At 74.6% G+C, this 22,056-nt stretch carries 21 protein-coding genes and 1 pseudogene; 8 read left to right on the plus strand and 14 right to left on the minus strand.

Annotated elements, in window-relative coordinates; translation table 11 throughout:
- Positions 1-80: 80 nt before the first annotated feature.
- The 6 genes from D7193_RS19630 to D7193_RS19655 are packed head-to-tail and all read right to left on the minus strand — an operon-like array spanning position 81 to position 6,558.
- The gene (locus D7193_RS19630) at positions 81-1,559 is read right to left on the minus strand and encodes an NADH-quinone oxidoreductase subunit N (protein ID WP_120780955.1); all 1,479 of its coding nucleotides are present in this window, start codon (positions 1,557-1,559) and stop codon (positions 81-83) included.
- On the minus strand, positions 1,556-3,064 hold the full coding sequence (locus tag D7193_RS19635) for a complex I subunit 4 family protein (RefSeq protein WP_120780956.1): 1,509 nt from the start codon (positions 3,062-3,064) through the stop codon (positions 1,556-1,558). Before D7193_RS19635 ends, D7193_RS19630 begins: the two co-directional genes overlap by 4 nt.
- Positions 3,061-5,025 carry an NADH-quinone oxidoreductase subunit 5 family protein gene (locus tag D7193_RS19640; RefSeq protein WP_120780957.1) on the minus strand — a complete coding sequence of 655 codons (1,965 nt, stop codon included), beginning with the start codon at positions 5,023-5,025 and terminating at the stop codon, positions 3,061-3,063. Before D7193_RS19640 ends, D7193_RS19635 begins: the two co-directional genes overlap by 4 nt.
- Positions 5,022-5,411, minus strand: a complete 390-nt coding sequence (nuoK, locus tag D7193_RS19645; protein ID WP_241563201.1) for an NADH-quinone oxidoreductase subunit NuoK — start codon at positions 5,409-5,411, stop codon at positions 5,022-5,024. The genes D7193_RS19640 and nuoK overlap by 4 nt, the downstream gene beginning before the upstream one ends.
- Positions 5,408-5,935: an NADH-quinone oxidoreductase subunit J family protein gene (locus tag D7193_RS19650; RefSeq protein ID WP_120780958.1), complete on the minus strand. Its 528-nt coding sequence runs from the start codon at positions 5,933-5,935 to the stop codon at positions 5,408-5,410. Before D7193_RS19650 ends, nuoK begins: the two co-directional genes overlap by 4 nt.
- Positions 5,932-6,558: a NuoI/complex I 23 kDa subunit family protein gene (locus D7193_RS19655; RefSeq protein ID WP_120780959.1), complete on the minus strand. Its 627-nt coding sequence runs from the start codon at positions 6,556-6,558 to the stop codon at positions 5,932-5,934. Before D7193_RS19655 ends, D7193_RS19650 begins: the two co-directional genes overlap by 4 nt.
- A 94-nt stretch (positions 6,559-6,652) precedes the next feature.
- Between D7193_RS19655 and D7193_RS19660 the strand changes: the two genes are divergently transcribed.
- Positions 6,653-7,228, plus strand: coding sequence for a Uma2 family endonuclease (locus tag D7193_RS19660; protein WP_120780960.1), 576 nt, complete (start codon positions 6,653-6,655; stop codon positions 7,226-7,228).
- Here the strand turns inward: D7193_RS19660 and D7193_RS19665 are convergent.
- Positions 7,209-7,643, minus strand: coding sequence for an ester cyclase (locus tag D7193_RS19665; protein ID WP_120780961.1), 435 nt, complete (start codon positions 7,641-7,643; stop codon positions 7,209-7,211). The two genes, D7193_RS19660 and D7193_RS19665, sit on opposite strands and share 20 nt — an antisense overlap.
- A gap of 97 nt (positions 7,644-7,740) precedes the next feature.
- On the opposite strand from D7193_RS19665, the gene D7193_RS19670 reads away from it, so the two are divergent.
- Positions 7,741-8,811: a glutathione S-transferase family protein gene (locus D7193_RS19670; RefSeq protein ID WP_120780962.1), complete on the plus strand. Its 1,071-nt coding sequence runs from the start codon at positions 7,741-7,743 to the stop codon at positions 8,809-8,811.
- Between the two features lie 18 nt (positions 8,812-8,829).
- Here the strand turns inward: D7193_RS19670 and D7193_RS19675 are convergent, their stop codons facing one another.
- Positions 8,830-9,792 carry a complex I subunit 1/NuoH family protein gene (locus tag D7193_RS19675; protein ID WP_120780963.1) on the minus strand — a complete coding sequence of 321 codons (963 nt, stop codon included), beginning with the start codon at positions 9,790-9,792 and terminating at the stop codon, positions 8,830-8,832.
- Positions 9,793-10,052: 260 nt separating this feature from the next.
- Positions 10,053-10,652, minus strand: a pseudogene (locus tag D7193_RS19680) (NADH-quinone oxidoreductase subunit C); the annotation flags it as partial.
- Between the two features lie 124 nt (positions 10,653-10,776).
- On the opposite strand from D7193_RS19680, the gene D7193_RS19685 reads away from it, so the two are divergent.
- Positions 10,777-11,823 carry a glucose 1-dehydrogenase gene (locus tag D7193_RS19685; RefSeq protein WP_174242670.1) on the plus strand — a complete coding sequence of 349 codons (1,047 nt, stop codon included), beginning with the start codon at positions 10,777-10,779 and terminating at the stop codon, positions 11,821-11,823.
- A 12-nt stretch (positions 11,824-11,835) separates the two neighbouring features.
- Here D7193_RS19685 and D7193_RS19690 read toward each other — a convergent pair whose 3' ends face one another.
- Positions 11,836-13,152, minus strand: coding sequence for a DUF2252 domain-containing protein (locus D7193_RS19690; RefSeq protein ID WP_120780966.1), 1,317 nt, complete (start codon positions 13,150-13,152; stop codon positions 11,836-11,838).
- Between the two features lie 47 nt (positions 13,153-13,199).
- Entirely contained in the window at positions 13,200-13,778 is a 579-nt protein-coding gene (locus tag D7193_RS19695; protein ID WP_120780967.1) for an NADH-quinone oxidoreductase subunit B, read from the minus strand.
- A gap of 187 nt (positions 13,779-13,965) precedes the next feature.
- Between D7193_RS19695 and D7193_RS19700 the strand changes: the two genes are divergently transcribed.
- Both D7193_RS19700 and D7193_RS19705 read left to right on the plus strand, forming a co-directional pair.
- Entirely contained in the window at positions 13,966-14,526 is a 561-nt protein-coding gene (locus tag D7193_RS19700; protein WP_241563203.1) for a SigE family RNA polymerase sigma factor, read from the plus strand.
- Positions 14,519-15,724, plus strand: coding sequence for a hypothetical protein (locus D7193_RS19705; RefSeq protein WP_158674827.1), 1,206 nt, complete (start codon positions 14,519-14,521; stop codon positions 15,722-15,724). Before D7193_RS19700 ends, D7193_RS19705 begins: the two co-directional genes overlap by 8 nt.
- Positions 15,725-15,762: 38 nt before the next feature.
- On the opposite strand, the gene D7193_RS19710 is transcribed toward D7193_RS19705, so the two are convergent.
- The 3 genes from D7193_RS19710 to D7193_RS19720 are packed head-to-tail and all read right to left on the minus strand — an operon-like array spanning position 15,763 to position 19,097.
- Positions 15,763-17,325 (minus strand): pyridoxal phosphate-dependent decarboxylase family protein, encoded by a 1,563-nt coding sequence (locus D7193_RS19710; RefSeq protein WP_120780970.1) that lies wholly within the window; start codon positions 17,323-17,325, stop codon positions 15,763-15,765.
- 27 nt (positions 17,326-17,352) lie between these two features.
- A complete protein-coding gene (locus tag D7193_RS19715) occupies positions 17,353-18,750 on the minus strand; it encodes an MFS transporter (RefSeq protein ID WP_120780971.1) in 1,398 nt (465 codons plus the stop codon).
- Between the two features lie 32 nt (positions 18,751-18,782).
- Entirely contained in the window at positions 18,783-19,097 is a 315-nt protein-coding gene (locus D7193_RS19720) for an MGMT family protein (RefSeq protein ID WP_120780972.1), read from the minus strand.
- Between the two features lie 13 nt (positions 19,098-19,110).
- Between D7193_RS19720 and proB the strand changes: the two genes are divergently transcribed.
- From proB to D7193_RS19735, 3 genes are all read left to right on the plus strand, one after another.
- On the plus strand, positions 19,111-20,268 hold the full coding sequence (gene proB, locus D7193_RS19725) for a glutamate 5-kinase (RefSeq protein WP_120780973.1): 1,158 nt from the start codon (positions 19,111-19,113) through the stop codon (positions 20,266-20,268).
- Between the two features lie 58 nt (positions 20,269-20,326).
- Positions 20,327-21,565 (plus strand): glutamate-5-semialdehyde dehydrogenase, encoded by a 1,239-nt coding sequence (locus D7193_RS19730; RefSeq protein WP_120781377.1) that lies wholly within the window; start codon positions 20,327-20,329, stop codon positions 21,563-21,565.
- Positions 21,566-21,656: 91 nt separating this feature from the next.
- Complete coding sequence (locus tag D7193_RS19735) at positions 21,657-22,055, plus strand: YbaB/EbfC family nucleoid-associated protein (protein WP_120780974.1); 399 nt, start codon at positions 21,657-21,659, stop codon at positions 22,053-22,055.
- Position 22,056: the final 1 nt, after the last annotated feature.

Below are 22,056 nucleotides of genomic sequence, written 5' to 3' on the forward strand. Positions count from 1 at the left end.
TTCAACACACCGGTACCCGTCAACCATCCGCGATATGGCTGAGAATTCGCTGGGAGCGCACCCAGGAGAAGGAAGGCGGGTCAGCGGGCCGCGAGGTCGAGCACGAGCTGCGGGGCGAACCCGACCACCACGGCGGCCACGGTGGCCACACCCAGCACGGCCGCCACCGCGCGGGCCCGAGGCGCGGCGGCGGCTGCCGCCGGGGCCGCGTACAAGGTGGCGGCCAGCCGCAGGTAGTACGCCAGGCCGATGACCGCGTTCACCGCCACGACCAGGGCGAGCCAGCCCGCCCCGCCGTCCAGCAGCGAGCGGACGACCGTGACCTTGGCGAAGAGCCCCGCCAGGCCGGGTGGCAGCCCGGCCAGCCCGATGAGGGCCAGCGCGAGGCCGGCGCCGAGCCACGGGTGCCGGCGGGCCGCCCCGCGCAGGTCGTCCAGCGTGCCGCCGTCGGCGTCCGGCGGACGCAGGGCGGTCACCCCGGCGAAGGCGGCGAGTTCCAGCAGCACGAAGAACACGGCGTACGCGAGCGCCGCCGCGTACGCGCCGGCCCGTGCCTCGCCCGTGCGGCCGGCCGCCAGCGCGAGCGCGCCGAGGGGGGCCAGGATGTAGCCGGCCTGGGCCACCGACGACCAGGCGAGCAGCCGGACCGTCCGCCGCTGACGCAGGGCCACCAGGTTCCCCACCGTCATCGTGAGCACCGCGAGCAGGGCGAGCACCGGGCCGGTCCGGTCGGCCGGCAGCGCCGTCGTCACCACCGCGAGCAGCGCCACCACACCGCCGAGCTTCGAGGCCGTCGACAGGTACGCGGCCACCGGCAGCGGCGCGCCGTCGTACGTGGCCGGCGCCCAGGCGTGGAACGGCACGGCGGCCACCTTGAAGGCGAGCCCGAGCACGAGCAGCGCGACGGCCGCCGCGGTCAGCGGCAGGTCGTGCACCTCCGGGCGCTCGGCGAGCACCGCGCCGACCCGGCCCAGGTGCAGCCCGCCGCTGACCGCGTAGAGCAGGGCCGCCCCGAGCAGGCTCACCGTGGTGGCCACCACGCTCACCACGAAGAAGGTGACCGCCGCCTCGGCGCTCGCCAGGCTGCCGCGGCGCAGCCCGACCAGGACGTAGAGCGGCAGGGTCAGCGTCTCCAGGGCCACGATCAGGGTGATGAGGTCGCCGGCCGCGCCGAGCACCACGCCGCCCGTCATCGAGCAGGCGAGTAGGAAGCAGTACTCCCCCGCCGGCGCCCGGCCTGCCCGCAGGTGCCCGCCGGACAGGCCCAGGACGCCGAGGGTGAGCAGGGCGAACACCGCCCCGACCAGGGCGGCCCGACCGCCGAACACGTACGAGCAGTCACCGCCCACGCAGAACGTGCGCCGTCCGCCGCCCGCGCCCACCAGGCCCGCCCCGAGCGCGGTGGCGACCGCGCCCAGCGCGGCCACCGCCACGGTGGCCCGGGGGCGAGCCAGCACCAGATCGGTGAGCAGGACCAGGACGGCGGTCCCGGCGGCCAGGTACGCCGGGAGCAGCGCCACATGGTCGACGCTCTGCACCACGCTCGGGCTCGCGCTCACCGGAGCACCTCCACCAGGGCGTCGACCGGGGCCTCGGCCACCCCCAGCACCAGCACGGGCGCCAGGCCTATCGCCAGCGCGAGCAGCACCAGCGGCGCCCAGGCGGCGACCTCCGCCCCGGCCAGGGTCGGTGTGAGCCGGTCGACGGCCGGACTCGGCCGGTGGTGCGTGACCTGGCGCAGCAGGCGCAGGAAGTACGCGGCCGTGAGCGCCCCGCCGACCGCGGCCAGCACGCCGAGCGTGGTCCAGAGCGCTCCGCCGACCTCGACCGCGGCGATCACGGCGAACGCCTCGCCCCAGAAGCCGGCCAGCCCGGGCAGCCCCAGCGAGGCGACGGCGGCGAAGCCGAGCAGCCCGGCGAGCCGGGGCGCGGTCTCCCGCAGGCCGGACAGCTCGGCGAGCGCCCCGGTGTGGGTACGGTCCTTGACCGCTCCGGCGAGGAAGAAGAGCAGGCCCGTGATGACCCCGTGGGCGATGTTGCCGATCAGCGCGGCCTGGATGCCGGTGGCGGTGAGCGTGGCGACGCCGAGCAGCACGAAACCCATGTGCCCCACGCTGGAGTACGCGATCAGCCGCTTCAGCTCCGACTGCGCGAGGCAGACCAGCGAGCCGACCAGGATCGCGGCGACCGCGAGCACGCCGAGCACCGGCGCGGCCCAGCGGGCGCCCTCCGGCGCCACCCCGACCGCCACCCGGATCAGCCCGTACGTGCCCATCTTGAGCAGCACCCCGGCGAGCACCACACTGCCCACCGTGGGCGCCTGGGTGTGCGCGTCCGGCAGCCAGGAGTGCAGCGGCCACAGTGGGCTCTTCACCGCGAAGGCCACCGCGAGCAGCGTGAACGCGAAGAGCTGGGTGTTGCGCGAGAGGCCGGCGCCCCCGGTCAGCGCCACGATGTCGGCGGTGCCGGCGGCGGCCACCACTACGTAGACGCCCACGAGCAGCAGGACCGATCCGAACAGCGTGTAGAGCGCGAACTTCCTTGCCGCCCGCCGCCGGTCCTCGCCGCCCCAGCCCGCGATCACCGCGTACATGGGCAGCAGGACGACCTCGAAGAACAGGAAGAAGAGCACCAGGTCCAGGGCGAGGAACGTGCCCAGGATGCCGACCTCGACGACCAGCAGCAGCGCGACCAGAGCCCGGCCGCTGCCACCGCCGGCGGGCACCCGCCAGAGCGTGTAGCCGCAGCAGAGCAGGGTGAGCAGCGCCGTCAGCACCACGAGCGGGTACGAGACGCCGTCCACCCCGAGGTGGAACCGCAGGTCAAGGGCGGGCACCCAGGACACGTCGAACTGGTGCCACGGGCGTACCGCGGGCGCCGCGCCCGACCAGGCGAACCATCCCCGGTCGCCGGCCGCGAGCGGCACGGCGGCGAGCAGCGTGAGCGCGGCGACCACCGTGCCGACCAGGCGGGCCGCCCGGTCGGCGGGGATCGCGGCCACCACGGCCGCGCCGAGGCCCGGCAGCGCCAGCACCGCGACCAGCAGGACTCCCCCGGCGCTCACGCCGTCCCTCCGATCAGGACCGCGGCCAGCCCGATCAGCAGCGCGCCGGCCAGCACCCCGGCGGCAGCCCGGGGCAGCGCGGCGCGGTGCAGCACCGCCAGCCCGGCGCCGAGGCCGGACGCGGCCCGCCCGCTCCCCTCGACCGCGCCGTCGACCACCCGCTCGTCGCCCGCCCGCACGGCCCGGGCCAGCGCCCGGACGGGGCGTACGACGAGGGCGTGCTGGACGTCGTCGAGCCGGAACGCCGCCGCGAACACCGGCCGCAGCGGACCGAGCGCGGCGGCCGGGTCGGCCGCCGGGTCACGCCGCCAGCGGGCCCAGGCCAGGCCCGCCCCGAGGAGCAGCAGCGCCACCGGCAGCACGATCGACGGCGTGAGGTGCACGAGCGGCTCGGCCGGGAGCAGGTCGGACGGGTGCTCGGGGCTGGCCAGCGGCTCCGGCTGGAGCCGGTCGGCGAACGGGGCCGCGAACCCGGCCAGGCCGAGCACCGCGGCCGGCACGGCGAGCAGCAGCACCGGCCAGCGCAGCGTGCCCGGCGCGTCGTGCGGACGGGCCAGCGGCACCCGGGTCTCGCCGAGGAACGTGCGCAGCAGCAGGCGGGTGGCGTACCAGGCGGTGACCGCGACGCCGACCAGCCCGGCGAGCCAGACCAGCCAGCCGACCCAGGACGGGGTCGGGCCCTCGCCGTCGAGGGCGGCGGCCTGCGCCACGGCGAGGACGCCGTCCTTGCTCCAGAAGCCGGCCAGCGGCGGCACGCCGGCCAGGGCGCCCAGCCCCACCGCCGTGCACCAGAACGTCACCGGCATGCTGCGCCGCAGCCCGCCCATGCGCGACATGAGCGTGGTGCCCACGGCGTGGATGACCGCGCCCGCGGCGAGGAACAGCAGCGCCTTGAACGCCGCGTGGGTGAGCAGGTGGAACAGTGCCGCCGCCGGGGAGCCGACGGCGAGCGCGCCCGTCATGTAGCCGATCTGGGACACCGTCGACCAGGCGAGCACCCGCTTGATGTCGTCCTGGGCGGTGGCCGCGAACGCGCCGAGCAGCAGCGTGACCGAGCCGAGCACACCGAGCACGGTCAGCGCGACCGGCGCCGCCTCGAAGAGCGGGTAGAGCCGGGCGACGGCGTACACGCCGGCCGCGACCATGGTGGCCGCGTGGATGAGCGCGCTGATCGGCGTCGGACCGGCCATCGCGTCCGGCAACCAGGTGTGCAGCGGGAACTGGGCGCTCTTGCCCGCGACCCCGGCGAGCAGCAGCAGGCAGGCGGCCGTGAGCGTGCCGGAGGCGTGGTCGTGGGCCAGCACGTCGGCGATCCGGAAGCTGCCCGCCGACACGCCGAGCAGCGCGATGCCGAGCAGGAAGCCGACGTCACCCACACGGGTGACCAGGAACGCCTTCATGGCAGCGGCGGGCGCCTCGGGCAGCCGGCGGTCGTGCGCGATGAGCAGGTACGAGCAGAGGCCCATCACCTCCCAACCGACCAGCAGCAGTAGGAGGTCGCCGGACACCACGACCAGCAGCATGGCCGCCGTGAACAAGCTGATCTGCGCGGCGTACGGCGGGTAGCGGTGGTCGACGTCGACGTCGTCGTGCGGCCCGCGCTTGAGGTAGCCGATCGAGTAGACCTGCACGGCCAGCGCGACCGCGGCGACCGCCACGGCGACCAGGGCCGCGACGCCGTCAAGCCGGACGCCGAGGGTGACCCGCAGCCCGCCCAGGTCGACCCAGGTGGTGCGCGCCTCCGCCGGCCCGTCCAGGGTGGCCAGCAGGGCGACCGCCAGCACGAGCGCACCGGCCGCGCCGGCCACACCGAGGGTGATGGCGGCCCGGCGGGCGCGCTGTTCGACGTCGACGCCGTCGCCGTTCAGGCCGCGCGGCGAGGGCGGCAGCAGCAGGCCGACGAGACCGGCCGCCAGCGGTACGACCGGCAGCAGCACGCCGAGCAGCGTGGAGGTCGTCACCGCGCCTCCCTCCCGTCGGTGTCCCGCGGGTCGGCGGGGCCGCCCACCGTGGCCGGCACCTCGGCGGGTACGACGGCCGGCGGCTCGGCCAGCGGCACCTCGTCGACGGCCACGGTGGCCCGCAGCCGGTAGAGCTGGAGCACGATGGCCAGACCCACGCCGACCTCGGCGGCGGCCAGCACGATGACGAACAGCGCGAAGACCTGCCCGCCGTGCGGCAACGCCGCCCGCACCGTGGTGTCCGCGGTGACCAGGATCAGGTTGACCGCGTTGAGCATCAGCTCCACGGCCATCAGGACCAGGACGGCGTTGCGGCGGCGGAGCACGCCGTACGCGCCGAGGCCGAACAGCAGCGCCGCCGTGACGTACGGGATGACCGGCCTCACCGGGCCTCCGTTCCGCGCGCCGGCGCGGTTCGCCCGATGTCCGGACGGGACAGCACGACGGCGCCGACCAGCGCGGCGAGCAGCAGCACCGAGAGCACCTCGAACGGCAGCACCCAACCGCGGAAGATCTCGCCGCCGAGCCGCTCGGCCGTGCCCGCCTCGGGCAGGTCCACGGCCGTCCACCGGTACGCGTCGACCAGCAGCGCGGCGAGGCCGAGCCCCGCCCCGCCGCCGATGAGGCCGGCCGGCCAGCCGGGCCGGTCGAGGTCGTCGGAGGCGCCGATGGGCGCCCGGGTGAGCATCACCGCGAACAGCAGCAGCACCACCACGGCGCCCACGTAGATGAGGACCTGCACCCAGGCCACCAGTTCGGCGGTGAGCACCAGGTAGTCGCCGGCCAGCGCGCCGAGGCAGACCACCAGGTAGAGACCGGCCCGGACCAGGTGCTTCGTGGTGACCACGAGGACACCCGAGCCGACCGCCACCGCGCCGAGCGCGAGCAGCAGCACGTCCGCACCGGTCATGGGGTCGCCTCGCCGGGCGCGCCGGGCTCGGGGCGTACCGGTGGCGCGGCGGGCCGGGCGGCGGGGACCGCGGCCTTGCGGGCGGCGCTGGCCTCCTCCTTGGCCGGTTCCCCGTGGGGGTCGTGCGCCGGCGGCGGCGGGACGGTGCCCATCCACTCGCCGAGGTGGTCCTTGTCGTGCAGCAGATCCTTGATGTCGTACTCGGCGTACTCGAACTCCGGCGACCAGTAGAGCGCGTCGAACGGGCAGACCTCGACGCAGATGCCGCAGTACATGCAGAGCGAGAAGTCGATGTCGAACCGGTCGAGCACGTTGCGCTGGCGGGGGCGGGCGGCGCCCGGCACCGCCACCTCCTCCTTGTGGGAGTCGATGTAGATGCACCAGTCCGGACACTCGCGGGCGCAGAGCATGCAGACCGTGCAGTTCTCCTCGAGCAACGCGATCACCCCGCGCGAGCGGGGCGGCAGCTCGGGGGCCACGTCCGGGTACTGCTGGGTGACGGAACGCCGGGTCATCGTCTTCAGCGTGACCGCCAGCCCCTTGACCAGGCCCGCGCCCGGCAGGCCGCGGTCACCGGCTCTGTCGTCCGGTGTGCGCTCGCTGCGGTCGGTCATGCGGACCATCCTGCCCTGTGCCACCGGCGCGCGCGACCACCACCCGACCCTGACCGGCGGTACCGTGGACTCGGGGAGAACGACGCGCCTGGAAGGACCCGCCATGACCGCCGCGCTGCAGAGCGACTACCCGCCCGAGGGCGGGTGGACGACAGACGATCTGGATGCGCTGCCCGAGGATGGCCGCCGCCGGGAACTGCTCGATGGAGTGCTGCTGACGTCGCCCTCTCCCACCCGCACGCACCAGACCATCGCGATGCGTCTCGGTGTCGCGCTCGAAGCCGAGTGCCCCGAGGAATACGACGTCACGCAGGGGGTCGAGGTGCGGATGAGCAAGACCCGCTCCTTCATCCCGGACGTACTGGTGACCACGTCCGCCGCGGCGGCGCGCGAACCGTCCCGATACGAGCCGCACGAGGTGGTTCTCGCCATCGAGGTCGTCTCCCCGAGCACCCGCTCGATCGACCGGGTGTTGAAGCCGGCGCTCTACGCCCAGGCCGGCATCCCGTACTACTGGCGGGTCGAGACGGAGGATGGCGCCCTGGAGGTCATCACCTACCGCATCGACGCGGTGAACGAGATCTACACCGAGACCGGTCGGTGGACGAAATTCGTCGACACCGGCGAGCCCTTCCCGATCAACCTACCGATCAGTCGGATCACCCCGCGGAGCCGGTGATCCCGCCAGCGGGCGGCAGCATCTCGACGCCGAGCTGCTGGAGGAGCTGGAACAGTTCGTTGCAGCTCCACACGTCCACGATCCGACCGGCGTCGTCGAAGCGCAGGAACGTGGCACCCGAGTAGCTGACCACCTGGTTGGTGGGTGGCACCGGCCCGAACCGTCCGGCCTGCGTGCCGGCCGCCCGCCAGTGCACGGCCACCCGGTTGCCGGCGGCCACCAGGTCGACGATCTTGTAGCGCAGGTCCGGGAAGGCCGCCCGGCGATCCCGGTGCCAGGCCAGCGTCGCCTCCGGGCCGGTGCCGCCGCCCAGGCCTGGGCACTCCGGTGCGACGAGGTCGTACGCCGACTCCTCGCGCCCGGCGTTCCACACATCGGTGACGAACCGCCGCGCCGCGGCCTCCGTGTCGGTCACCGGTGCAGGGTAACGCCGGGCGGGTGAGCGCACTCACCACGCCCGACGCCCGCCGAGCGGCCAGAATGGGGCGAGGCGACACGATCGGAGGAACGGCGTGGGCACGACCAGCGAGGGTGGATCGACCGGCACCGGCGAGGAGGCTCTGCTGCGCACCGGCGGCAAGTACGTCGAGCCGGGCGGCGAGTTCACCCGCGACCAGCGTTACATCGCGACGCGGATCACGGCCGACGGGCGGGACGGCTGGCCGGTGGAGCGCGGGCGGTACCGGCTGGCGGTCAGCCGCGCCTGCCCGTGGGCGAACCGGCTGATCATCGTCCGCCGGCTGCTCGGCCTGGAGGACGACCTCTCCATGGCGGTGGCCGGGCCCACGCACGACAAGCGGAGCTGGACGTTCGACCTCGACCCGGACGGGCGTGACCCCGTGCTCGGCATCGAGCGGCTGGCCGAGGCGTACTTCAAGCGCTTCCCCGGCTACGACCGGGGCATCACCGTGCCGGCGATCGTGGACGTGCCGACCGGGCAGGTGGTGACCAACGACTACGCGCAGATGAGCCTCGACCTGTCCACCGAGTGGACGGCGTACCACCGCGACGGCGCGCCCGAGCTGTACCCGGAGCGGCTGCGCGCGGAGATCGACGAGGTCAACGCCGTGGTGTTCCGGGACGTCAACAACGGCGTCTACCGCTGCGGGTTCGCCGGCAGCCAGGAGGCGTACGAGAAGGCGTACCACCAGCTGTTCAACCGGCTGGACTGGCTGAGCGACCGCCTGCGCGACCAGCGGTACCTGGTGGGCGACACCATCACCGAGGCGGACGTGCGGCTGTTCACCACGCTGGTCCGCTTCGACCCCGTCTACCACGGTCACTTCAAGTGCAACCGGCAGAAGCTCACCGAGATGCCGGTCCTGTGGGCGTACGCCCGCGACCTGTTCCAGACGCCGGGCTTCGGCGACACCATCGACTTCGACCACATCAAGCGGCACTACTACGAGGTGCACCGGGACATCAACCCGACCGGCGTCGTGCCGCTCGGCCCCGACCTCGCGAACTGGCTCACCCCGCACGGCCGGGAGGCGCTCGGCGGCCGCCCGTTCGGCGACGGCACCCCGCCCCCGCCGCCCCCGCCGGCAGAGCGCGTCGACCCCGCACACACCCCGCTGCGCTGAGCCGGGGCCCGGGCAGGGTCAGAGCGCCACGCGCACGGCGGCGGTGAGGACGAGCTGGGCGAGCGACGCGGGGACCAGCACCAGCCAGCACAGGCGCTGGAGCTGGTCCTCGCGCAGCCGGGGGTACGACACCCGGAGCCAGATGATCAGGAAGGCGACGGCGAACACCTTCAGCAGCGTCCAGAGCCAGCCGAGCTGCGCGTCGGCGAACGGGCCGTGCCAGCCGCCCAGGAACAGCACCGTGGTGAGCGCGGCGATCACCACGATGCCGACGTACTCGGCCAGCAGGAAGAACGCGAACCGCAGGCCCGTGTACTCGGTCATGAAGCCGAACACCAGCTCGGAGTCGGCCACCGGCATGTCGAACGGCGGCCGGCGGATCTCGGCGAGCCCGGCGAGGAAGAAGACGATCATCGCGGGGGCCTGCCAGAGCAGCCACCACGGGCGCCACGCCTCGACGATGCCGGACAGGCTCAGCGTCCCCGCGGCCATCGCCACCGAGGCGGCCGCCAGCACCAGCGGCAGCTCGTAGCCGAGCAGCTGGGCGGCGCCGCGCAGCCCGCCGAGCAGGCTGTACTTGTTGGCCGACGCCCACGCCGACATGAGCACCGCCAGCACGCCGATGCCCACCACCGCGAGCACGAAGAACAGCCCGACGTCCAGCGGCTGCCCCACCAGGTCGCCCGGGCCGAGCGGGATCACCAGCAGCACCAGCAGGTACGGCACCAGGGCGACGGCCGGAGCGAGCCGGAAGACCGGCCGGTCCGCCTCGCGCGGCGTCACGTCCTCCTTCTGCACGAACTTGATCCCGTCGGCGACGAGCTGCGCCCACCCGTGGAACGCGCCCGCGTACATGGGACCGAGCCGGCCCTGCATGTGCGCCATCACCTTGTGCTCGGCCTGGCCGACGAGCAGCGGCAGGGTGAGGAAGGCGACCAGCACGCCGGCCACCCGGATCAGCAGCTCCACCCAGAGCGGCATCAGGGCGTACCTCCGTCGTCGTCGGCCCGCTCGGTCGCCGCCGGGCCCTGCCGCGACGGACGGTCGGCGGGCGGGCCGGAGCGGGCCGCGCCGGGAGCGCGACCGCCGGGCGCGCCCGGCAGCGGACCGGCGTCACTCGCGCCCGGCGCGGGACCGGCGTCGCTCGCGCCCCGGCCGGGGCCGGCGTTGGCGGTACGCGCGGGACGGGCCGGACGCTCGCGCGCCGGCCGGGCCGGTACGCCGCCACGCGGTCCCTCCCCCGCGCCGCCCGCGCCCGCCGGGGTCGGCACCACGCCCCACTCGCCCGGCGCCGGCACACCCGGCGGGCGGATCGGCCGCCGGCCACCGCCGGCCTCGGACTCGCCGGGCTCCTTGGCGCCCGGCCACGGCTTGGCCACCCGGGAGGCCAGCACGAACTCCTTGCGCAACGGGTGGCCCTCGAACTCGGGGGGCAGCAGCAGCGGGAGCAGCCCGTCGTGGCCGGCGAAGTCGATGCCGAACATCTCGTGCGTCTCCCGCTCGTGCCACGCCGCACCGGGAAAGACGTCGACCACCGAGGCCACCGAAGGCGTCTCCCGGGGCACGCGGGTGCGCAGCAGCAGGCCGTGCCGGTGCCGCGTGGACCACAGGTGGGCCACCACGTCGAACCCCTCGGCCAGCTCGTCGACGGCGGAGAGCCAGTCGAAGAAGTCACAGTGCAGCTCCGCGTCGTCGCGGGCCGCCCGGACCGCGTCCCGCCAGGTCGCCGCCGGCACGTCGACGGTGGCGCGCGCGTGCCGCTGGCCACCGGAGACCGACGGGGTGGCCTCGGCCGGCGCCAGCAGCGCGGCCATCCGGGCACCGACCTCTTCCGGAGTCATGCCGCTGATCCTAGGGCGCGTGCTGGCGGATCGTGCCGGGCCGCCCGCAGGCGTGGTCGCTCGGGTCGCGGGCATCTGCCGCTTTGCGAGGCGGGACGCGGGCGGGCAGGCCAAGATGAGGACTGTGCGCGCTGTGACTGTGACACCCGGAGTCGCCGATTCACTGGAGCTGGTCGAGGACCAGCCCGAACCGGCTGCTGAGGAGGGCGCGATCCTCGTCGAGGCGCTGGCCGTCGGTATCTGCGGCACCGACCACGAGATCATCGCCGGGCAGTACGGCGAGGCGCCGCCCGGTGAGCGGCGTCTGGTGCTGGGGCACGAGTCCCTCGGTCGCGTCCTGGAGGACCCGACCGGCACGCTTCAGCCCGGTGACCTGGTCGTCGGTATCGTCCGCCACCCCGACCCGGTGCCCTGCACGAACTGCGCCGTCGACGAGTGGGACATGTGCCGCAACGGCCGCTACACCGAGCACGGCATCAAGGCCCTGCCCGGCTTCGCCCGGGAACGCTGGCGCCTCCAGCCCCGGTTCGCCGTCCCGCTGGACCGGTCGCTCGGCCAGGTCGGGATGCTGCTCGAACCGACCAGTATCGTGGCCAAGGCCTGGGACCACGTCGAGCGGATCGGGCACCGGGCCGAGTGGCAACCGCGGACCGTCCTGGTCACCGGCGCCGGGCCCATCGGCCTGCTCGCCGCCCTGCTCGCCAGCCAGCGCGGGCTCGTGGTGCACGTGCTCGACCTGGCCACCACCGGCCCGAAACCGGAACTGGTCCGCGCGCTGGGCGCCACGTACCACTCGACGCGGGTCGACGACCTGGACTTCGACCCGGACGTGGTCATCGAGTGCACCGGCGCGCCCAAGGTGGTGCTCGACGTGATGTGCAAGGCCGCGCCCACCGGGATCGTCTGCCTGGCCGGGGTCTCCAGCGGCGGCCGCACCATCGACTTCGACGCGGGCGCGCTCAACCGCTCGCTGGTGCTGGAGAACAACGTGGTCTTCGGGTCGGTGAACGCCAACCGCCGGCACTGGGACCTGGCCGCCGAGGCGCTGCGTCGCGCCGACCCGCTGTGGCTGGCCTCGCTCATCAGCCGGCGCGTCCCCGTTTCCGGGTACGCCGACGCGTACGTCCCGGGGCCCAACGACATCAAGGTCGTGCTGGAGTTCGCGGTCTGAGCGGGTCGCCGGTCAGATGCCGGGCAGCCTCCCGTTGCGGAACAGGTCCACGAAGAGCTGGTGGTCCTCCCGGGCCCGCAGGCCGTACGCGGTGGCGAACTCCACCAGGTGGGCCACGAAACCCGCCTCGTCCGGGTCGACGGCCGCCACGATGGCCTCCTCGGTCGAGTAGTCGACCAGGTCGTGGCTGGACTCGTCGTCGGCGACCGAGTGCATCCGCGCCACCGCCCGGCCCAGGTCGGCGAGCACCCCGGCCAGCTCCTCCGGCTCGTTGACGTCGGCCCAGTCGAGGTCCGCGGCGTACGGGGACACCTCGGCGACGAGCTGGCCGACCCCGTCCAGTGCGGTGAAGCCCAGCCACGGGTCGGCGTGCGCCTGCAACGCCCGCTGCGACTCGGCCGTCCGGTGCCCCTGGTGCTGGAAGTACGCGCGGACCGTCTCGTCGGCGATGTGCCGCGCCACCGCCGGGACCTGCGCCTGCTTCATGTAGATGACGACGTCGTTCTCCAGCGCCTGCGTGTGCCCTTCGAGCAGCAGGTTGTACGAGGGCAGCCCGGCCGAGCCGATGCCCACGCCCTTGCGCAGCACCACGTCCTTGATCCGGGCCTCGACGGGCCGGAGCCGGGCCGACGAGGTGGGCAGCGTGCCCAGGTAGTCCTGGAAGGCGTCGCAGACCTTGTCGCGGGTGTCGGCGTCGATCTCGAACACCCCGTCGCCCAGGGAGAACCGGCGCTCGTAGTTGTCGACGGTGGTCTGCGCCGCGAGCAGGTCGACGCGGGTGCTGAGCCGGGCCTGCTGGAGCACCCGCCGGAGCACGCCGTCGGCGTTGTCGAGGGTGATTGAGCCGATCGCGTCGTCCCCGCCGGCCGCGATCGCCCGCAGCTCGGTGAGGTACGACCGGGCGAAGCCGGTCACCAGGTCGGTGATGACCCGGTCGGAGAGCGCCTTGGCGTAGCCGAGGAGCGCCACGCTCGCCGCGAAACGCCGCAGGTCCCAGGTGAACGGCCCCACGTACGCCTCGTCGAAGTCGTTCACGTTGAACACCAGCTGCCCGGAGGCGTTCATGTAGGTGCCGAAGTTCTCCGCGTGCAGGTCGCCGTGGATCCACACCCGGCTGGTCCGGTCGTCGAGGAACCGGTCGTCGGCGAAGTCGCCGCGCTGGTCGGCGTAGAAGAGCGACGCGCTGCCCCGGTAGAACGCGAACGGCGACGCGGCCATCTTGCGGAACTTGCGGCGGAAGGCGGCGGGGTCGAGGGCCATCGACGGGCCGAACTCGTCGATCAGCACGTCGACGATGTGGGCGGCGCGGCGCTCCGCGGAGGTGCTCATGGTGCGCAGGCTAATCCGCGCCCGCCAGCGACAACTCGGCCGGCCGGTCAGCTCCCGGGTGGGCGTACCGGCGGGGCGGTGAGCGACGCCACGGAACGCGGCGCGGCGCCGTCGCGGGGCGGCGCGTCGACGGGAGCCGCAAGCAGATCCGGGCGGGACACCCCGCCGACGCCGGACCGCTCGGCGGCGATCTTCTCCTGGAGGCGCAGGATCCCGTGCAGCAGCGCCTCCGGCCGGGGCGGGCAGCCGGGCACGTAGACGTCCACCGGGATGAGCTGGTCGACGCCCTTGGTCACCGAGTACGAGTCCCAGTACGGACCGCCGCAGTTGGAGCAGGCGCCGAAGGAGATCACGTACTTCGGCTCGGGCATCTGGTCGTACAGCCGCTTGATCGCCGGCGCCATCTTGTCGGTGACCGTGCCGGAGACCACCATGAGGTCGGCCTGGCGCGGGCCGTGCGCGAACGGGATCACACCGAGCCGCATGAAGTCGTGGCGGCTCATGCTGGTCGCGATGAACTCGATGGCGCAGCAGGCCAGGCCGAAGTTGAACACCCAGAGCGAGTAGCGGCGGCCCCAGTTCAGCACGAACCGGATCGGCTCGCCGAGCACCGCCGGTAGCTGCACGACCGCCTCCTTCCCCGAACCTCCGACCCAGTCAACCACAGCCCGCCCGCGTTCCCGCCGGCCGCCGGGACCGGGCGGAGGTCGCCCGGTGCTGTCGGGTGTCGGGCAGCACCGGCCGCAACCGGTTGAGCCGGGAGGGAGTGTTATCGGCGTCGGTCCGCACGGCGGCCCAAACGGGGAGGGGACAGTGACAGTGACCATGGGGGCGCGCGCGAACGAACCACCGGCCGTCGACGTCGCCGGACGGGGGGATCCGGCGATCACCTTCGACGACTTCTACCACGCGCACTACCGCAGCGTGACGGCGCAGCTCTGCGCGTACACCGGGGATCTGGGCCAGGCGCAGGACCTGGCGCAGGAGGCGTTCTGCCGGGCACTGGCCCGATGGGAGAAGCTCCTCCGCTACGACGACCCGGTGGCCTGGGTCCGCCAGGTGGCGTGGAACCTGGCCCGCAGCCGGTGGCGACGCCTGCGGACGGCCCGCGACCACCTGCTCCGGCAACGCCGGGTCGAGCCACAGGTCGCGGGGCCGACACCGGACCGGGTGGCCATCGAGGACGCGCTCGCGGCGCTGCCACCGAACCATCGGCGGGCGGTCGTCCTGCACTACCTGGCCGACCTGTCGGTGGCCCAGATCGCGCGGCAGGAAGAGGTACCCGAAGGGACGGTCAAGTCCTGGCTGCACCGGGGCCGGGCGGCGCTGGCCGCGCTGCTCGACGAGAACATGGAGGGGGTCGACCATGGCTGAGCACGATCCGCTGCGGACGCGTTTCGCCGCGTACCGGCAGGAGCTCACGGTACGGGTCGACGGGCCGGGACCGGACGCCGCCCGCCGTACGCTGCGACGCCGTCGCCGGGCCGCGGTGGTGGCCGGCGCGGCCGTCGCCGTCGCCCTGGTGGTGGCTCCCATCGCCGCCACGGCGGCGTTGCGCCGCGACGCACCGCCGCCCGTGCCCCCGGCGGTCACTCCGACGCCCACCCCGCCCACCCCAACGCCCTCCGCGAGCCCGTCCGTGAGCCCGTCGTCGCCGCCGCCGACCTCGCGCGCCCCGGAGGTGCCGAACGGCCGGATCAGCGAGCGGGACCTGCTCGCCGCCCGTCTCGACCTGCCCGCCTGGCGGCCGGGGCCCGGATGCCCGGACGAGGGGGCCCGGATGGTCGGTGAGGCGACCAGGGACGGCACGAATGTGCTTGAAGGACTCGCGTACGGCGACGTCGACGGCGACGGGGCCGCCGAGACCGTCGCCCTGGTGCACTGCCTGCTCGGCACCGGCGGCCCGGCGCAGGTGGTGGCGTTCGACCGGAACGAGGCCGGCGAGATCGTCACGATGGGCCGGGTGGTCGCCAGCTCGCGGGACAAGCCGCAGTGGCTGGTCGACGTCACGGTCCGGGCGGACGGGCTGGTCCGGGTGCAGGTCGCCGACCTGGCGCCGGGTGGGGGCTGGCCCGGCGAGTGGTCGCAACGGCAGTGGCGCGGGTACCGCTGGGAGGACGGCCGGTTCGGCCAGGCCGAGGGGCCCACCTCCTTCCCCCGCAACCCCTACTCGGTGAACGTGGCCGTCACCGCCGCCGACCTCGTGCTCACCGAGAACCCCGACGACGGCACCCGGTCGGGCACGGTCGAGGTGCGCATCCGCAACCTGGACGGCCGGGCGGCGGACGCCGTGGCGGTCACGCTGGACCTGCCGGCGGCACTCGCTCCGGACGGCGACGGCTGGGCCGGGTGCGGGCCGGACGTCGGCGCGTACCGTCCGCCGCTGCGGTGCCTGACCGGCCGGATCGCTGCCGGTGGAAATCTCACGCTGCGTCTCGGCGTCCGGCTGCCGAAGGGCGCGACGTTCACCGCGGGCCGGGCCACGGTCGCGGCGCAGGGGCTAGGCCCGGGCCTGGACCATCTGCTGGAGACGGACCTCGACGACAACCAGGTGACGATCGGCTACCGCTGACCGCGAGGGTGCGACCGCCCCGGCGGCCGCACCCTCGGTCACCAGTCGGGGTGCTGGAGCAGGCCGACGAACTCCACGAGAAGCCGTTCGCGCAGCGCCGGCGGCGCGGCGTCGAGCAGCGTGTTGACCGGTGCCATCCGGCCGGGCAGCGGCCCGGCAGCGGTCGCGGTGGCGTCTGCCGCGCCAGAGGTGGCGTCGGGGGCGGCGGTGGCGCGGGCGTCGGGGGCGGCGGTGGCGGCGGATCCGAGGCCCAGGCCCGCGGCGAGCCCGGCGACCAGGTCCGGGGTGAGCGCGTCCGGGGTCAGGGTGCCGGCGAGCGCCAGCAGCTCCGGGGGCAGCTCGGTGGGGCCGGCCGCCCGGGCCGCGGCCACCGCGTCGGCCAGGGCGGGCCCGAACTCGGCCACCCGGGGCGCCACCGCGGCGGTCACCGTGAGGTGCACGCTCGCCGGCAGGTCCGCGTACGTGAGCTGGGGCTGGGTGTGCCAGCCGCGTGCGGTCAGCTCGTCGACGAGCACGAAGAGGTCGAGACCGGGGTCGGTGCTCGTGAAGCAGACGACGGTGGACTCCGGCTCGGCCACCAGCCGCAGCCCGGGCACGCCGCGTACGGCGTCGGCCAGGCCGGCCACGGCGTCCCGCGTCGCCGCCGCGAGCCGCAGGTAGCCGTCGTCGCCGAGGTGCCGGACCGTGGCGTACGCGGCGGCGATCGGGCCACCCGACCGCGTCGAGGCGATAGTCGGGTTGACCATCGTGTACCCGGGCCAGTCGGCGTACGCGAAGTACTGCGGTGCCCGCAGCGCCGGGTCGCGGTGCAGCAGCACGGACACGCCCTTCGGGGCGTACGCGTACTTGTGCAGGTCCACGGAGATCGAGGTGACGCCGGGCACCGTGAAGTCGAACGGCGGAACCGGCGCGCCGAGCCTGCGTAGGTACGGCAGCGTCCAGCCGCCGAAGCAGGCGTCCACGTGGCAGCGCACGCCGGCCGCGGCGGCCGCCTCCGCGATCTCGGCGACCGGGTCGATCACGCCGTGGGCGTACGACGGCGCGGAGCACGCCACGAGGACGGTGTCGGGCCCGATGGCGGCGGCCACGGCGGCCGGGTCGGGACGCAGGGTCTCCGGGGACACGGGCACCACGTCGAGCGCCACCCGCAGGTAGTGCGCCGCCTTGGCGAAGGCCGCGTGCCCGCTCGACGGCACGACGAGCCGCGGCGCGGTGATCTCCGGACGGGCGTCCCGGGCGGCCTTCACCGCCAGGATCAGTGACTCGGTGCCGCCACTGGTGACGCTGCCCACCACGTCCGGGGCGGCGCCGCCGGGCCCGCCCCCGAGCAGCCGGGCCGCCGCGCCGACCAGGGCGTTCTCCATGGCGAGCAGGGACGGGAAGGCGGTCGGGTCGAGCCCGTTGACGTGCGCGCAGGCCGCGTGGGCCGCCGCGGCCAGCGCGTCGAGGCCCGGTACGGCGGGGTCGTAGACGTACGCGAAGAGCGTCCCGCCGTGCGTGGGCCGGTCCGCCGCCCGGAGCGCGCGGATCTCGTCGAGCACCTGCTCGGCGGGCAGTCCGTGCTCCGGCAACGCGGTCCCGTCGGTCTTCTCGTCGATCATGGAGTTGTGGTGCCCCTTCCGTGCAAATCAGCGGCTTTCGTCCCCCACCACGACTGCATGATCGGCCGGCGCGGTGGGCTGCAGGCGACTCGGGGTCAGGTTGTACGGGCGTAGCGCCAGCAGAGGCACGGCCACCAGCAGCGCGGGCAGCGCCGTGAAGCCGAGCAGGATGCCGAGGCGGGCGCCGTCGGACTGCGCGGCCGCCGTGCCGGTGTCGGAGGAGACGTAGCCGGCGATCTGGAGCACGAGGCCGTAGATGCCGGGTCCGAGCGCCAGCCCGAACGTCTCCCCCGCCGTCCAGACGCCCGTGAAGACGCCAGCCTGCCGCCGGCCGGTGCGCGCCTCGTCCCAGGCGATGCAGTCGGGCAGCATGGCGAGCGCGAAGACCTGCTGCCCCGCGTACCCGGCGCCCACCAGCGCGACCACCGGGTACACGGCGGCCGCCGGCAGCAGCGGGGCCACGACGAGCGCCGCCGCGCCCATCGCGAGCAGCAGCGACGCGGCCACCAGGGCGGCGCGCTTGCCCACGCGGGCGCCCACCCGCGTCCAGACCGGCATGACGAGCAGCGCCGGCCCCACGAAGCAGGCGAAGAGCAGGGTGGCGCCGGTCTCCGGATCGCGCAGGATCTGGTCGGCGAAGTAGTTGACCCCGGCGAGGATGGTGGCCACCCCGGCGGACTGCACCACGAAGCAGAGCAGCAGCGCCCGGAACGGCCGGTTGCGGCCGGCCACCGCGAGCTGGGCGCGCAGCGTCGGCTCGCTGAGGCGTACCTGGCCGGTGGGCGCGGCGGCGGTGCCCAGGAACGCGCCGACCGCGCCCAGCACGATCAGCGCCGCCACGAAGAGCCCCATCCAGCGGTGCCCGGCGAGCCCCTCGCCGCCCGCCGTCACCACCACGGGGGCGACCGCGCCGGAGACCAGGATGGCCAGCGCCAGGACGGCGATCCGCCAGGTCATGAGCCGGGTGCGCTCGGCGTAGTCGTCGGTCAACTCGGCGGGCATGGCCACGTACGGCACCTGGAAGAAAGCGAACGCGGTGGCCGTGGCGAGGAACGCGACCGCGACGTACGCCGCGGCGGCGCGACCGGCGCCGAACGGCGCGGCGAAGATGGCGGCGAACAGCACCGCGAGCGCGAGCCCCGCGACCAGGAGGTACGGCCTTCGGGCGCCCCAGCGCGACCGGGTGCGGTCGGACACGCGCCCGGCCACCGGGTTGACCAGCACGTCCCACGCCTTCGGGCCGAGCACGAGCAGGGCGGCCAGCCCGGCGGCCACACCGAGCGTGTCGGTGAGGTACGGCAGCAGCAGCAGACCGGGCACGGTGCCGAAGGCGCCGGTCGCCAGGGAGCCGAGCGCGTAGCCGGCGTGCACCCGACGCGGCAGGGCACCCCGGACCGGAGCCGGGTCAGCCGGCGGCGCGTCCATGGCGCCGAATGTTACTCACGTTATGGCACTGGTCACATCGTCTCTTCCGGCGACCAGCTCGCCGCCGCCATGTCCACCCCGGCTCCGCGCAGCGGCGTCCCCTCGGCACGCAGCCGGGCCCGCGCCTCCCGCTCGTGGCCCGGCGGCAGGCGCCCCGACGAGGCGACCACCCGGTGCCAGGGCACCGCGCCACCGTGCCGCGCCATGATGGTGCCCACGAGCCGGGCCGAGGCGCGGCCGGAGCGCTCGGCGAGGGCGTCCGCGATCGCGCCGTACGACATCACCCGTCCGGGCGGGATCCGCTCCACGAGGTCCAGCACGGCCTCGACGTACTCGTCCGGTGTCACAATCGGCCACCATATGGGAACGCGCCGAGGCGCCGCTGCCGTGACCACGCAGAATGGTCGGGTGCGCGAAGCGGTAACGGCGGCCCGGCGGGTCGTCGTCAAGATCGGATCCTCCTCGTTGACCACCCCGTCCGGCGGGCTGGCCGCCGAGCGGGTCGACGCGCTGGTCGACACCCTGGGCGCGCTGGCCGCCGACGGCCGGGAGGTGGTGCTCGTCTCCTCCGGCGCGATCGCGGCCGGTCTGGCCCCGCTGGGCCTGTCCCGACGCCCGCGCGACCTGGCCACCCAGCAGGCCGCGGCCAGCGTCGGGCAGGGGCAGCTCATCGGGCGGTACGCGGCCAGCTTCGCCCGGCATGGACTCACCGTGGGCCAGGTGCTGCTCACGGTCGACGACGTCACGCGGCGGGCGCACTACCGCAACGCGTACCGGACGCTGCGCAAACTGCTCGACCTGCGGGCGGTGCCGATCGTCAACGAGAACGACACGGTGGCCACCGAGGAGATCCGGTTCGGCGACAACGACCGGCTCGCCGCGCTCGTAGCCGCGCTGGTCCACGCCGACCTGCTGGTGCTCCTGTCGGACGTCGACGCGCTCTGGACCGGCGACCCGGCGCGGCCCGAGTCGACCCGGATCGCCGAGGTACGCGGCGAGGAGGACCTGGCGGGCGTGGTGATCGGCGGCGCGGGGCGTTCCGGCGTCGGCACCGGCGGCATGGTGACCAAGGTGGAGGCGGCCCGGATCGCCACCGGATTCGGCATCCCGGTGGTGCTCACGGCCGCCCCGCTGGCCGGCGCCGCGCTGGCCGGCGAGCCGGTCGGCACGTTCTTCCACCCGCGGCGGCAGCGCCCGGCGGCGCGCCTGTTCTGGCTCGCGCACGCCACCTCGCCGCGGGGTCGGCTGCACCTCGACCCGGGCGCGGTCGCCGCCGTGGTCGGGCGGCGCAAGTCGCTGCTGCCCGCCGGCATCACCGCGGTCGACGGGGCGTTCACCGCTGGTGATCCCGTGGACCTCGTCGACGCCCAGGGCGCGCCGGTGGCCCGCGGGCTCGTCAACTACGACGCGGTCGAGCTGCCCGGGCTGCTCGGCCGCTCCACGTCGGAACTCGCCGCGGCGCTCGGCCCGGCGTACGAACGGGAGGTCGTCCACCGCGACGACCTGGTGCTGCTGTGAGGAGTGGCGAGTGAGCGAGCGGCGAACGGACGAACCGGCCCAGGGCGCCGGCACGGGCGTGACCGAGCAGGCACGGCGCGCCCGGGTGGCGGCCGAGGCGCTGGCCGTCGCGACGCGTACGACCAAGGACGACGCGCTGCTGGCGATGGCCGACGCGCTGGTGGCGCGTACGCCGGAGATCCTGGCCGCGAACGCGGCGGACCTGGCGGCCGGCCGGGAGGCCGGACTGACCGCGGCCGTCCTGGACCGGCTGGCCCTCGACGAGGGGCGGGTGGCCGGCATCGCCGACGCGTTGCGGCAGATGGCCGCGCTGCCCGACCCGGTGGGTGAGGTGGTCCGCGGCTCGACCCTGCCCAACGGCCTGGAGCTGCGCCAGATCCGGGTGCCGTTCGGCGTGGTCGGCATCATCTACGAGGCCCGCCCGAACGTGACCGTGGACGCCGCGGGGATCTGCCTGAAGTCCGGCAACGCGGCGCTGCTGCGCGGCTCCTCCTCGGCCGCGCGCTCGAACGCCGCACTGGTCGCCGTGCTGCGCGACGCGGTGGCCGCCAGCGGGTTGCCCGCGGACGCGGTGCAGCTGCTCGACGCCGCCTCCCGCGACTCGGTGAAGGAGCTGATGCGCGCCCGCGGCCTGGTCGACGTGCTGATCCCGCGCGGCGGCGCCTCGCTGATCCGCACGGTCGTCGAGGAGTCCACCGTCCCGGTGATCGAGACCGGGGTGGGCAACTGTCACGTGTACGTCGACGCCGCCGCCGACGTGTCCAAGGCCGTGGCCGTCACGCTGAACGCCAAGACGCAGCGACTGTCCACCTGCAACACCGCGGAGTCGCTGCTGGTGCACGCCGCGGTCGCCGACACCTTCCTGCCCCCGATGCTGGCGGCGTTCGCCGAGGCCGGCGTGACCGTGCACGGCGACGAGCGGGTGGCCGCCCACTCCGCCGCCGTGGTGCCGGCCACCGAGGAGGACTTCGCCACCGAGTACCTCTCCGCCGACATCTCGGTGGCCGTGGTCGACTCGCTGGATGCGGCGGTCGCCCACATCCGCCGCTACGGGACGGGGCACACCGAGGCGATCGTCACCGACTCCACGAGCGCGGGCCGGGAGTTCGTGGCCCGGGTGGACGCGGCGGCCGTCATGGTGAACGCCTCGACCCGGTTCACCGACGGTGGCGAGTTCGGCTTCGGCGCGGAGATCGGCATCTCCACCCAGAAGCTGCACGCCCGGGGGCCGATGGGGTTGCCCGAGCTGACCTCCACCAAGTACGTGGTGACCGGGGACGGCCACCTGCGGGGCTGACCGTCCGGGGTGGACTGGAGGCGGGCACTCGCGGATGGCGCCCGCCGGTTAGTCTGGATCCCGGTTCGGCAAGCCGGTCTGGGGAGGCGTCATGCTGGGCGAGGACGCTCTGGAGCAGCAGCTGGCGCAGGCGCGGGCCGCGCTGCGCGACGTGGGCAAGGGGTTCACCCCGCCCGAGCGCACCGAGTCGGTGGCCGAGGCCGCCGACGGGCGCATCCGCGTCACGCTCGGCACCGACGGCCGGGTCAGCGGCATCGAGATCGACCCGCGGGTGCTCCGGGAGGGCTCGGAATACCTGGCCGACGAGCTGCGCCGGGCGTTCAACGACGCCCTCGACGGCCAGACTCCCGGTGTCGACGTCACCGAGCCGATGCCCGACCTCGCGGCCATCACGAGCACCGTGGAGCGCCTGCAGGACGAGAGCCTGCGGCAGATGCGCGCCATGACCCAGGCCATCAGCGAGACGATGCGCAAGCTGCAGAAGAGCTGAG

This window comes from Micromonospora costi, from assembly GCF_003626655.1.
Classification (GTDB): domain Bacteria; phylum Actinomycetota; class Actinomycetes; order Mycobacteriales; family Micromonosporaceae; genus Micromonospora; species Micromonospora costi.